We start from the raw sequence: 13009 nt of genomic DNA on the forward strand, positions 1-13009 counted from the left end.
AAAAGATAAAAATTCGAAGTGGCAAAAAACGCCACATCAATTTTCCCTATTTTCTTGCCAGAGTTAAACGGTCCAACAAGCTTTTTATCTATCTTAAGAATGATTTACTTTTCCTTATTAAATACTTAATTATTTTGTGGTTAAATTAAGGTGAGTTTATTATGCGTTGCATAAAAAAGGACTAAATTAAATTGAGTTTTAGAAAGAAGGACTTGTACATGAGAAATCAACATCGAAAAAAGAAACATTTTTTTAGAAATTTTATTTTAATCATTTGTGTCATTTTAATTGGAATTGGTGGGTGGGCTTTTGCTAGTTATCGTGGCAGCCTAAAAGAAGCGTTAAAGGATCAAAATTTACCTTCTGAATCAGATATTACGTTTAATGGGGAAAAAGCCAAAGACGCTAATGATGTAAACATTTTATTTATTGGGAGTGACTCGCGCGGCGAGGATCGTGGGCGTTCTGATTCTCTAATGATTGCTCACTACGATTCAAAAGCGAAACAACCTAAACTAGTCTCTGTTATGCGGGATATGTATGTCGATATTCCTGGTAATGGAAAAGATAAAATTAACGCAGCGTATTCTTACGGCGGTGCTGAATTAGTTCGTCAAACAATCTCCGAAGATTTTGGTATTAATATTCAATATTATGCAATTGTTGACTTTGAAAGCTTCCCTAAAATTGTCGATACGCTTTTACCAGAAGGTGTTGAGATTGATGCAGAAAAAGATATGTCCGAATACATTGACGTAGCTATCTCAGCTGGACCACAAAAAATGGATGGCCAAACATTACTTCAATACGCTCGCTTCCGTCATGATGAAGAAAGTGATTTTGGACGTGTTAGACGCCAACAACAAGCTTTAAATGCTTTAGCTGAACAAGGAGCACAATTTAATAAGATTACAAAATTACCAAGCATTTTAGGAAAAGTTGAAGGCTATACCGTAACCAATTTGCCTAATAGTTTACTGTTATCTGTTGCTAAAGATTTTATCTTAGGTGATACAAAACCTATGGAAACATTAACTCTACCTGTTGAAGGTTCTTGGGAAAATGCTACTTATGAGGGTAGTGGGAGTGTCTTAGATATCAATGTCGAACAAAATCGTGAAGCACTTGCGAAGTTTTTAGAAGATTAGAGTACTATTTTAAGCATATACATTTACAGTTCCTATCAACTCTTGTTACACTAAAGAGAGTTTAAAAGATGGGGGCATTCAAATGACACATACAAATAGAAAAATAATCGCTTTAGTTAGTGATGATTTTGAAGATTTAGAATTATGGTATCCAGTATTGCGATTACGAGAAGCAGGATTCACGGTAGATTTAGTTGCTGAAAAAGCTCAAACTGTTTATCACGGAAAATACGGAGTTCCTGTAACTTCTGATTACAGCTTTACGGACATTAAGGTTGCTGACTATGCAGGTATTTTAGTTCCTGGCGGCTGGTCACCTGACAAATTAAGACGTTTTCCAGAAGTCTTAGAAATGGTGCGCTACTTTGATACACAAAAATTACCGATTGGTCAAATTTGCCATGCGGGCTGGGTTTTAATTTCTGCGGGAATTTTAGATGGTGTTAATGTAACAAGTACACCTGGTATTAAAGATGATATGACCAATGCTGGAGCTATTTGGCATGATACACCGGCTATCACAGATGGTCATATTATTTCAAGCCGTCGCCCACCTGATTTACCTGAATATATGCAACATTATTTAGCAGCATTAGAAAAATAATGGGAAAGAGTCGCTTGCGGCTCTTTTTTTTCGTTCTTTTAAATTTCAAAAGTTAGGGAATCTATGTTAAACTGAGATTATCTAACTGGATGAAAAAGCTATTCATAATAAAGAGAAGATTCGTATACATAACGAAAATTCTGATCCCAAAGTGAGCACAACCTGTATATTTAGCACTAGAATGAACATGGAGGAATTGTATGAAAGTCAAAATAAAGACCCTTTTTATTGTTATAGGTATAATTCTAATTGGTTTACTAGGTTATTTACTCTGGCACAAATTTGCACCCGATATCGAAATGTTTTTTAACCCAGATGTAAGTAAAGAAATTTTAATGAATAAAGTACGCTCCCATGGAATAAGTACAGGCGTCCTTTTAGTTTTACTAACAAGCATTATGTGTGCCATTCCGGGACTGCCAACTTCAATTATAGGTGTCTTGATTGGAATCTGTTACGGCCCATTAGTTGGAAGTATGTTAAATATTATTGGTAACACATTAGGGAATATTCTTTCTATTTTTTTAATTAGAAAATTTAAGTTTATAGACAAATCTAAAACTTCAAATCATTGGGTTAAAACTATTTCTAGAGCAAAACATCCTGATATTGGGATTACTTTTGCCTATATGATTCCGGTAATACCTTCTTTTTTAGTTAATTATACGACTACAATTATGAACGTGAAAGCCAAACGCTTAATTTGGATGGTACTTTTCGGTGCATTGCCGTCTTCAGTCCTATACGCTTTTGGTGGAGATGCTTTTTTCAAAGGAAACCATGAAAAAGCGATTTTATTAGTCGCCAGTGTGCTTATTTTAATTTTATTAGTTTTCCTAATCGAAAAAGATGCGAAATCGGATCATTCCAAAATAAAAAAATAAAGAATCATTGCGACTCGTCGCATAAAAGGAGTAGAATAATATGGCTGATAAATCTCATTCGGTATTGCTTGTTGTGGATGTGCAAAAGGCATTTAATGATGTAAGTTGGGGTGAAAGAAGTAATCAAACTGCTGAGAGTCATATAGCCGAACTCATCACACTATTTCGTCAGAATGAAATAGACGTTATCCATATTAAACATCAATCAAATAATCCAGAATCATTATTTTATCCGGAGCACATAACCTCGGAATTTAAATCTGAAGCAACTCCATTAAAAAATGAACTTATTTTGACTAAGACGGTTAATAGTGCTTTTATAGGGACAAATTTAGAAGAAATACTCCATGAAAAAGGCATAACAAAGCTATATATTGTCGGATTAACTACACCTCATTGTATCTCTACAACAACAAGAATGGCAGCAAATCTAGGATTCAAATGCTATTTGGTTGAGGATGCGACAGCGTCGTTTGAACTGATTGGCCATACTGGAATAAAATATTCTGCTAATGAAGTTCAAGAACTAACTGTAGTTACACTGAATGAAGAGTTTGCTGAAATCTTGTCAACAAGTCAAGTAAAAGAACAGTTTGAGTAAGAGACAAGTATTCAACAATCAAATAAACAGAAAGAACAGTCTCTAAAGATGCTCTTTCTGTTTATTTTTATTCTGGTTTAGCTGCTAGAATCTCAATTTCTATTTTAATTTCTGGAAGTCCTAGAGCAGTTACATATGCGATTGTCATTGAAGGGTTGACGGAAAATAATTTGCCCCACATATCGTAAAAATGGTCCCAATTGATTTCATCAACAGACCAGACATTTACTTTAATAATATTATCTGATGTTAGCTCTTCAGATAGTAATGCTCGTTCAATATTTTTGAACGTATCCTCAACTTGTTTTTCATGATCTTCAGAAATAAATCCAGACAGATCAGTTCCAATTTGACCAGAAAAAGTATACAATGTACTATTTTTTGGTACAATAGTTACATGGCTGTATTCGCCTACTGGAGCAGGCATAGTCCTTGGGTTTTTTCGAATAATTGTGTTCATTTGATTTCCTCTATTCTTTTAGTTTAGTCTAACTTTGGGCTATATCAATAGAGTGCTAACCTGTTTTATGATTTAATTCCAACAGACTCCACCCTAAATTAGACTTTTTTAGAAGAAAACAGCTGTAGAATAACCAATTCCCAGTGATAAAAAACATAAAATTTTCTTTTTCATTGATTAATCCCTCACTTTCTCATTTATTATACATAAATAGGGGGATTTTGTAAATTAAGGCTCATGACATCCTTTTAAATTAGTAAAATAAACAAATGAGGTGGAAACATGTTAAAAAAAGGAGATACAATCGGCATTATTGCTTGCTCTAACGGAAAAAAACTAAGTCAAAAAAAGAAGATTGACGAACTAATTAACTTATTAGCAACGCAGTTTTCTTTGACTGTTATTGAGGCTGCTACAATTTATGAAAAAAATGAGTTCCCTTTTAGTGGAACACCCTCGGAAAGAGCTCAGGCATTAATGCAGCTTTATCTAAATCCCTCTGTTGTCATGATTTTTGATATTTCAGGAGGGAATGTAGCCAATGAAATTTTGCCTTATTTGGATTTTAAACAGATTGAAAAGCAGCGGAAATTATTTGTTGGATATAGTGACTTAACTGTGATTTTAAATGCATTATATACTAAAACAACATGTAGCGGAATTAATTATCAACTCCTTAACTTAGTTGGAGAAGAACAGACTTCTCAATTAGCGTATTTCAATGATTATTTTTTTCATAATAAAAGACAAACATCAATAACGGCCCAATGGCTTAGTTCTTCGAGTCCAATCACAAATATAATAAAAGGAACCCTAATAGGAGGGAATATTCGTTGCTTACTTAAACTTGCTGGAACCGACTATTTACCTAATTGTCAAAATAAATTACTTTTTTTAGAAGCAAACAGTGGGGATATCCCAGCTATGGCAACTTACCTGGCTCAATTGGATCAAATTGGTTATTTGCAACAATGCCAAGCTGTGATACTAGGTCAGTTTACAGAGATTGAAGCACAAAAACAAACTACAGCTTTTTATAAACTTGTGTCTTCTTATTTAATGAATTATCAAAAACCTATTCTAATGACACATGAAATTGGGCATAGTGCATCTTCAAAAGCCTTATCGATTGGGGAAATTGTTTATTTTGATGAAGACCATGGTAAATTAAGAATGACTCTAGCTGATGATAAATAAAGCAACCAATTATTGGTCATTTTAATAGAAGTAACTCTTTAATATTGTTTATTCTTTGAAAAAGTGCTATTCTTTTAAAAATAAGAAACTTACTAAGTTAAAGAAAGTAGGACCTTTTATGGGTAGAGACAAAAATAATACCTATCGAATTGCCATTTTAGGCATGCTAACAGCAATTATATTGATTCAAAATTTTGTACCAGTGATGGGATATATTCCAATTCCTCCACTAAACCCAACCATCATTCATATTACAGTAATTATCGCTGCTATCACATTAGGCTATAAAGACGGTATGATTCTAGGTGGCATTTGGGGTGTTGCCTGTATTATCAGAGCGTTTACGTTTCCAACTACACCACTAGATTTATTGTTATTTACGAATCCAGTGATCGCAATTGTTCCGAGAATTCTAGTAGGTTTGGTAGCAGGATATGTGTATCAAATACTACAAAGAACAGCAGTAAAAGATACATTTGCTATGATAATTTCAGCAATACTAGGCTCTTTAACGAATACTATTTTAGTTTTAACCTTCATTTATATCTTTTATCGCCAAGAATATGCGGCATTTGTTCAAGTTGATGTGGGCAGTTTATTAGTTGTTTTAGGAACAGTAGTCATCACTAGCGGATTGGCTGAAGCAATTGCAGCAGCTGTGATTGTGCCTCTTGTAGCTAAGCCTTTAAAGCATTTTGTTTTGAAATGAAAAGGGCACGTAATTTCAAAAATTAAATTGTCAAAGTTCACAAAAAATGCTATTCTTGAGAAGCTTAGCTTAAGCCTTAGAACTTATTTGTAAAACGGAGTGTGGGTCAATTGAACAATACAAAAAATAAAACATATAGAATTGCAATTTTAGGTATTTTAACCGCTATTATTTTCATTCAAAGCTTTGTTCCAATGTTAGGGTATATTCCTATTCCACCATTAAATCCAACGATTATTCATATTACTGTTATTATTGCGGCTTTGTCATTGGGAACGAAAGAAGGAGTCATTCTTGGTGGTGTGTGGGGCTTAACTCGTTGGGCAAAGGTCTTTTTAATGCCTGGTCCGTTAGATCCGATTATCTTTATTAATCCTATTATTACAATTTTACCAAGAATTTTAGTAGGTTTTATTGCAGGATATGCTTTTTATTTACTAAGAAGAAAATTAAAAGAAAGTTCAGCGATGGTCATAGCCTCTGTATTAGCTTCTTTAACCAACACTATTTTAGTTTTATTCTTTATTTATATCTTTAATGGTGCAGATTATGCGGCAGCTATGAAAGTTGATGTTAGTGGGTTACTGAAAGTATTAGGGACAGTCGTTTTAACAAATGGCCTCGCAGAAGCTCTCGCAGCAGGTATTATTGCACCTATTGTGGCTCGAACCTTAAAAAAAATTGTTCACTAATTTTTATCTATCTGGAAAAAACCAACAACTTCTTTAATTGTTGGTTTTTTCGTTCTAAGTTAACGAGCTTTTTATTTAGGCTAGCTCTTTTGGGCCAACTCTTCGGAAAAAAGATGAACTTTCGAGGTGACACAAAGCGTCACATCAAATTTCCCTATTTTTCTGACAGAGCTGAACGGCTCAACGAGCTTTTTATTCAAGGGAGGTATATTAAAATATGCGTAGTGAAGAAGAGATGTATCATCTGATCTTGCAAAAAGCACAACTAGATGAACGTATTAGAGGGGTCTTATTAAACGGGTCCCGTGCGAATAAACACGTGAAACCAGACAGGCTACAGGACTTTGATATTATGTATGTTGTCACAGAATTAACTAGTTTTATAGAGGATAGTCGATGGGTTGATTATTTTGGACCGCGGCTAATTATGCAATTACCAGATGAATCTGCACTTTTCCCAAACGATACCAGCAAAGAAACTTTTGCTTACTTAATGCAGTTTGAAGATGGAAATCGAATTGATCTGACTTTGATATCTAGTGAAACAGTGAAAAAACAAACCAAATTAGATAGTTTAACAAAAGTCTTACTAGATAAAGATCAATTATTTACTAACTTACCTGAATCAGATGAGACTGATTATCTCGTCTCTCTTCCTAGTGAAGCTGAATTTAATGACTGTATAAATGAATTTTGGTGGGTATCTACCTATGTTGCTAAAGGGCTTGCTCGAAAAGAAATAACTTATGCTAAAGCAATGCTTGATGGTCCAGTTCGTGATATGTTTTTATTAGCATTAAACTGGAAGCTTGTAGCTCAGTCAAACCAGCCCTTAAATTTAGGCAAAAATGGTAAATTTTTACAAAGCTATTTAACTACAGAAGAGTGGAGAGCACTATTAACAACCTATTCAAATGGCGAAATTCAATCGACTTGGGAAGCATTATTTAATATGTGTGCCTTTTTCATGGCTATATCTGATTATATTGAACTGAAATTAGAGTATAAAAATAAAACTAAGCAGGAAAAAATTCTTACTTACTTGGAGAAATTGAAGAATAACCAATAGAAAAACCAGATATTCACTGAGAAGTGAGCATCTGGTTTTTAGTTAACCTAAATCTTGTCCTGTAATCAAAATATAGCCGACTAAAAAGATATTTAATGCAATAATCACTACAGTTGCTATCCAAGCTAATATTTTGATCCAAGTTGGATTCACAAATTCACCCATTTTTTTCTTATCACTTGTATAAAGGACCAATGGAACAACGGCGAATGGCAATTGCAAACTTAAGATAACTTGACTCCAAAGTAATAGCTGCGCAGTTCCGCCTTCGCCTAGTAACCAAGTGCAGATAAATACGGGAACTACAGCAATTAATCGGGTAATCACACGACGTAACCAGGGAGCGACACGTAGATGGATAAACCCTTCCATGACAATTTGTCCACTTAAGGTTCCTGTTATCGTTGAATTTTGCCCTGAAGCCAGTAAAGCAACAGCAAACAAGGTACTAGCAGCCGCAACTCCAACAGTTGGGCTTAATAATTTATAAGCATCTTGAATTTCAGCCACGACACTGCCTGTCCCGTGAAAAGCAGAAGCTCCTAAAATCAAAATCAATGAGTTAATCACAAATGCTCCAGTTAAAGAGAATACAGAGTCTATTTTTGCAAATTTAACGGCTTCTTTACGTCCTTCTAGTGTCCGCTCATATTGTCTAGTCTGGATAATAGAAGAGTGTAGATACAAATTATGAGGCATGACTGTCGCGCCCAAAATACCTAATGCGATAAATAGCATACTAGGATCCGTCACGATTTGTGAACTTGGAATATAGCCCGATAATAAGGCTGCCATATCAGGTCTAGTCAAAATAACTTCAAAAAGGAAGACAATAAAAATTGTAAACATTAAAACAATAACGATTGATTCAATAATTCTGAACCCTTTCTTCTGAAGTAGCAACAACACGAGTACATCTAATGTCGTAATCGCGACACCAACTAGTAAGGGAATATTAAATAATAAATTCAAGGCAATAGCCGAACCGATTACTTCAGCAATATCTGTAGCAACAATAGCTAATTCAGTTAAAATCCATAAAACAATAGCTGGTTTTTTCCCAACTGAATTCCGAGTCGCCTGGGCCAAATCCATGTCTGTAGCTATTCCTAAACGTGCCGACATCTCTTGTAAAAGCATCGCAATTAAATTAGAAATTAGGATGACACTTAATAATGTATAACCAAACTTTGAACCCCCAGCAATTGAGGTTGCCCAGTTACCAGGATCGACATAACCTACAGCAACTAACGCTCCTGGCCCCATAAAAGCAAAAAGCTTACGCCAAAAGCCCGCATTTTGGGGAATTTTAACGGTATTATTGACTTCTTCTAAACTAATATTATGGGATTTTCTTAACCAACCGGTGGACTGGTGTTTTTCTTTTAACTCTTCTTTACGACTCATTCAAATCCACTCCTATAGTAACATTTATCTTGTTATAATTATTTTATAACCTTATTATAGAACTTTTTTAAGGAATGTCAATTTATTTTTTCGGGACACCTAAAAATATGGAGTGGTAAATAAAAATAAGACAGATTTTTAATTTGCAAATCTGTCTTATTTTCACGTTTATCCGTGGCTAAGATCGCCAAATGGAGATAACGGTGAAGTGATAGAAATTAAAATAGCTTCTTCTGTACTCATTGAATTAACCTCCCTTCAAAAAAAGATTAAATAATGATAATAATATTTGTAGAATTTACCTAAAGTACTATCTTAATGATATTACTTAATGTATGATTAATCAATATAACAAGTAGAATTAGGAGAGAATTCTAATGAAAATATTAGGAAATAAAATAAAAAACGCCCGTTTAACGGCTGGTTTAAGCCAAAAAGAATTAGCCGCAGGGATTTGTAACCAGTCCACCATTAGTAACTTAGAAAAAGGAATTTCAATTCCTTCGCTTTTAACTTTAATGATTATTTCAGAGCGTTTAAACATAGATTTCGATGAAATTTATCAATATACCACTAAAAAGAAAGATAGCTATGCAGATATTTTTCAACAAGTTCGCGTTTTATGTGCGCAAATTAAGCATAAAGACGCCTATGATTTAATCAAGGAAAAAATTGATTTTAACCGTTTAGAAACACCTTATGAATTAAAGCAGTACTATTATTATCTGGGTATTACAAGTTTAATTGGCAATAAAAATAGCTCCGATGGCATTTATTATTTCAATTTGGCTTTAACGACTGAATCTGGTAAAAATGTAGAATTTCTAGATATACTTGCTACTAGCGGTATGGCAACTATTTATGACATTAGAAATGAAGATAATAAAGCCTTAACTTACTTTGAAAAAGTGATGAATCAACTGGATCAACTAACCTGTTCTACACCAAGAATCGAAGATGGTATTGAAGTTGCAAAAATTTATTACAACATGGCTAAGTTTTATTCTAAAATTAAAGATTATAAATTAGCTGTTCATTTAAGTACATTAGGAATAAACCTTATTCAGGAACAACATATTTCTTATTATTTAGACTTTTTACTTTACGAAAAAGGCTTTAATTTAATGAAATTAGGTCAAGTTGAAGAAGCCGAGAGGTATTATTTTTATGCTGCAGCAATGGCTAACTTAAATGATAACCAGCACGCTGTGGACGGCATAAAAAGAAATATGAAAGACTACAATCTAAAAGGGTATAATTATTGGGAATAGAAGTGGGGGAACTGTAATGGAGTTAAATCAAGTCATGAAGACTCTTGAGCGATTAGGGACCGAACAAACAAAAAAAACATTTTTACGTCATGGCGCACCAGGTCCATTATTTGGTGTGAAAATTGGTGATTTAAAAAAAGAGTTATTAAAAGACGTTAAAAAAGATCAACAATTAGCCTTGGACTTATTTGAAACTGGGAATTCAGATGCTCAATATTTAGCCGGACTAGCTATTAATCCTAAGCTGATTGAAAAAAAACAATTAACACATTGGGCCAACTATTCAAATTGGTCTGCAATCAGTGAATTCGTTGTTGCTGGCGTTGCCTCAGAGAGTCCTTATGCTGTTGAATTAGCTAAAGAGTGGATGACATCTGATCAAGAATTGATTGAAGATACAGGTTGGAGCTGCTATGGGAAATTTTTAAGCTTTGCTCCAGATACAAGCATTGATCAAGAAGAAGTACTTGCACTTTTGAAAATTGTTGAAAATACAATCCATCAAGCTAAAAACAGTGTTCGATATACCATGAACCAGTTTGTGATTAACACCGGATGCTACTACACACCCTTGTTAAAGGAAGCCCAACAAGTTGCCGAAACAATTGGCCCAGTTCAAGTTACCTTAGGAAGTAAAGACTGCAAAGTTCCTCTTGCTAGCGAAGCGATTGAAAAAGCGATTCGCCTTGAACGAATTGGAAAGAAACGTAAAAAAGTTATCTGTTAATGTTAATATAGAACGTCACTTGATAAAAAATCAAGTGGCTTTTTTATCTAAACTCTACATAAACTACAGAAAAAATTCATTTAAACTACAGTTAGCGATGCTAATCTTGATTTAACGGTAGGAGGTGAATGAAATGATTCCAAAAAATAGACTAAAACAGCTAACAACAATAATCGCACTAATTCTTGTATCAGTTGCTTTAACTGCGTGTGGTGGGAACTCAAAAAAAGAAGAGATCACCCCTGGAAAAGAATCAAAAGTAAAAATTGATGGAAAAGAGTATGATGTAAAAACAACTGAAGAGGGGGCTGCAATTAAAATGGGCGAGTAAATTTTAAGTCTCTTAAAAGAAGAAAAATCAAAGCTAAGTTACATATACTCTAGTAACTTAGCTTTGATTTCTTTTTTCAAATACACTCCATTTGATTTCAGTGTATAAACTAATGTTTCTGATTTCTTCATAGGCTATATGAGTGTTATCGATCCAAATCCCACTATCCTCATAACCTTCAATTTTTCCAGTAATATCCGGTAAATAATTCCCATCTGTATCTATTTCTTCAAGCTGAATAGATACAGCTTGATTTTTAATTAGGGCACTATCTAGTATTGTCGCTATTTCAAGAAAATTCATCTGCTTTTTTTGCAAAATTTTTAAACTTCGACTACTTTTATCCGCATCCATAGAAGCCGTATGTTCAGATAGATACATGCCAAGCCATTTAATTGTTCCACGATCTTGGTAACGTTCATTAAATTTATTTAACATCTTTTTCATCCTTTCCGGAGGCATGTCCACCGACTAAATGACTGCGTTTAATCGCTGTTGCGCCTGTCATTAAACTGCTAGCATGAACGAGAGAGGTGAAGCCGTATTTATCCCGAATAGAATCAACAATAAAATCAAGACCAGCATCTGCTTCGACTTCCTCAGATTCTCTAAATAAATCCAATTGGATATCCGTGCTATAAACTATCTTAGAGCAACCGACGCCAATTTGCCGTATTGTTTCACCACGATAATGTTGACGAAATAATTGTAGACAAAAATCCGTTAATTTTTTCGTATTATTTGTTGCAGAAATTTTCATTTGATGATTGAAACCTTTCGTTGATTCGTACATCGAATGTCCAATAAAAAGACTGATACATTGTGTCTGACATTGCTTTTGTCTTAGCCTAGTAGCAACTTGATCAGCCATCTCTTTAATCACCAACTCAATCTCCGAGGCTAGTGTGTAATCACGTGGCAGTATTTGTGCATTGCTATACGATTTTTCAAGAGGAGTATACTTTTTAGCAATATCACTGCGATCGATTCCCCAGGCATGTGCATATAACTGTTCGCCAATGACACCCATTTTTTCTTTTAGCAAATGGTAGTCATAGTGGGCTAAATCGTACACTGATTTGATATTCATTAATTCAAATTTTTTAGCCGTTCGCCTACCAATTCCCCACATATCCGTCAAAGGAGAAATCCGCCAAACCTTCTCCTGAACATCTTCATAGCGCCATTCAGCCTTAAAGTCTTTCGCGTTTTTTGCCTCATTATCCAAAGCTAATTTAGCTAGCAGGGGATTGTCTCCAATTCCAACCGTCGAATACAAGCCTAATGTATGATAAATATCTTGCTGAATTAAACGTGCTATTTCGTATGCCGTTGCTTTCAATAGTTTTTTAATAGGAGTCACTTTGATAAACGCTTCATCGATTGAATAAATAAGAATATCATCTTCAATAGCATACTTACGAAATATCTCAATAATTTCTTTATTTTTATCAATGTACAAGGCCATTCTAGGTGGTACGATTAATAAATCTTTATGTGTAGGCAAATCAAATTTTCGCATCACGTTAGAAATTCCAAGCCTTTGTTTAGCAGCGGGGGAGCTAGCTAAAATTAAACCTCCAGCATTTTCAGCATTAGACATTACTACTAACATCGTCGTTAGAGGATTTAAGTTCCGCTCCACGCATTCAACAGAAGCATAAAAACTTTTTACATCAATACATAAAATATCTGAGCGAGGTTCATTCGTATAATCAAGTTCTAATTCCATAACTATTCACTCCAGTAGTTGATAAACACATTATACGAACAAACGTTCGAAAAGTAAAGCTATAAAAATGAATAACATTTAATCTTTAATTATTTTTTAGAAAGGGTAATTGAGGATATAAAATTAGCTGGAGAATCAATTTCCTAAATGCTCAGAAAAATCGCTAAACTATCTATT

General features: G+C 34.1%; 15 protein-coding genes. 11 read left to right on the forward strand and 4 right to left on the reverse strand.

Translation table 11 applies throughout. The features are described from left to right. The first annotated feature begins 218 nt into the window (after positions 1-218). From BR77_RS02890 to BR77_RS02905, 4 genes are all read left to right on the forward strand, one after another. Positions 219-1148, forward strand: coding sequence for an LCP family protein (locus tag BR77_RS02890; RefSeq protein ID WP_015076360.1), 930 nt, complete (start codon positions 219-221; stop codon positions 1146-1148). An 82-nt stretch (positions 1149-1230) separates the two neighbouring features. After that, the gene (locus tag BR77_RS02895) at positions 1231-1752 is read left to right on the forward strand and encodes a type 1 glutamine amidotransferase domain-containing protein (protein WP_010053850.1); all 522 of its coding nucleotides are present in this window, start codon (positions 1231-1233) and stop codon (positions 1750-1752) included. A gap of 200 nt (positions 1753-1952) precedes the next feature. Next, the gene (locus BR77_RS02900) at positions 1953-2636 is read left to right on the forward strand and encodes a TVP38/TMEM64 family protein (RefSeq protein ID WP_016356438.1); all 684 of its coding nucleotides are present in this window, start codon (positions 1953-1955) and stop codon (positions 2634-2636) included. A 40-nt stretch (positions 2637-2676) separates the two neighbouring features. Beyond that, the gene (locus BR77_RS02905) at positions 2677-3237 is read left to right on the forward strand and encodes a cysteine hydrolase family protein (protein WP_015076358.1); all 561 of its coding nucleotides are present in this window, start codon (positions 2677-2679) and stop codon (positions 3235-3237) included. 67 nt (positions 3238-3304) lie between these two features. On the opposite strand, the gene BR77_RS02910 is transcribed toward BR77_RS02905, so the two are convergent. After that, positions 3305-3697: a RidA family protein gene (locus BR77_RS02910; protein WP_010053856.1), complete on the reverse strand. Its 393-nt coding sequence runs from the start codon at positions 3695-3697 to the stop codon at positions 3305-3307. 282 nt (positions 3698-3979) lie between these two features. On the opposite strand from BR77_RS02910, the gene BR77_RS02915 reads away from it, so the two are divergent. The 4 genes from BR77_RS02915 to BR77_RS02930 all read left to right on the forward strand — a co-directional run bounded on the left by BR77_RS02915 (position 3980) and on the right by BR77_RS02930 (position 7364). Next, positions 3980-4894, forward strand: coding sequence for a S66 family peptidase (locus tag BR77_RS02915; protein ID WP_015076357.1), 915 nt, complete (start codon positions 3980-3982; stop codon positions 4892-4894). 118 nt (positions 4895-5012) lie between these two features. Next, positions 5013-5603 (forward strand): ECF transporter S component, encoded by a 591-nt coding sequence (locus BR77_RS02920; protein ID WP_015076356.1) that lies wholly within the window; start codon positions 5013-5015, stop codon positions 5601-5603. 110 nt (positions 5604-5713) lie between these two features. After that, a complete protein-coding gene (locus BR77_RS02925) occupies positions 5714-6295 on the forward strand; it encodes an ECF transporter S component (RefSeq protein ID WP_010053859.1) in 582 nt (193 codons plus the stop codon). Positions 6296-6512: 217 nt separating this feature from the next. Beyond that, positions 6513-7364: an aminoglycoside 6-adenylyltransferase gene (locus BR77_RS02930; RefSeq protein ID WP_015076354.1), complete on the forward strand. Its 852-nt coding sequence runs from the start codon at positions 6513-6515 to the stop codon at positions 7362-7364. 42 nt (positions 7365-7406) lie between these two features. Here the strand turns inward: BR77_RS02930 and BR77_RS02935 are convergent, their stop codons facing one another. Next, positions 7407-8771, reverse strand: coding sequence for an Nramp family divalent metal transporter (locus tag BR77_RS02935; RefSeq protein ID WP_015076353.1), 1365 nt, complete (start codon positions 8769-8771; stop codon positions 7407-7409). Between the two features lie 377 nt (positions 8772-9148). Here BR77_RS02935 and BR77_RS02940 point away from each other — a divergent pair, with 377 nt between their 5' ends. From BR77_RS02940 to BR77_RS02950, 3 genes are all read left to right on the forward strand, one after another. Then, on the forward strand, positions 9149-10042 hold the full coding sequence (locus BR77_RS02940) for a helix-turn-helix domain-containing protein (RefSeq protein WP_015076352.1): 894 nt from the start codon (positions 9149-9151) through the stop codon (positions 10040-10042). A gap of 16 nt (positions 10043-10058) precedes the next feature. Beyond that, on the forward strand, positions 10059-10769 hold the full coding sequence (locus tag BR77_RS02945) for a DNA alkylation repair protein (protein ID WP_035063900.1): 711 nt from the start codon (positions 10059-10061) through the stop codon (positions 10767-10769). A gap of 133 nt (positions 10770-10902) precedes the next feature. Beyond that, on the forward strand, positions 10903-11100 hold the full coding sequence (locus tag BR77_RS02950) for a hypothetical protein (RefSeq protein ID WP_015076349.1): 198 nt from the start codon (positions 10903-10905) through the stop codon (positions 11098-11100). 57 nt (positions 11101-11157) lie between these two features. Here BR77_RS02950 and BR77_RS02955 read toward each other — a convergent pair whose 3' ends face one another. Further along, the gene (locus BR77_RS02955; protein WP_015076348.1) at positions 11158-11538 is read right to left on the reverse strand and encodes a hypothetical protein; all 381 of its coding nucleotides are present in this window, start codon (positions 11536-11538) and stop codon (positions 11158-11160) included. After that, positions 11528-12832 carry a Y-family DNA polymerase gene (locus BR77_RS02960; protein WP_035063903.1) on the reverse strand — a complete coding sequence of 435 codons (1305 nt, stop codon included), beginning with the start codon at positions 12830-12832 and terminating at the stop codon, positions 11528-11530. Before BR77_RS02960 ends, BR77_RS02955 begins: the two co-directional genes overlap by 11 nt. Positions 12833-13009 lie beyond the last annotated feature (177 nt).

This window comes from Carnobacterium maltaromaticum DSM 20342 (assembly GCF_000744945.1).
In the GTDB taxonomy this organism is placed as follows: Bacteria; Bacillota; Bacilli; order Lactobacillales; family Carnobacteriaceae; genus Carnobacterium; species Carnobacterium maltaromaticum.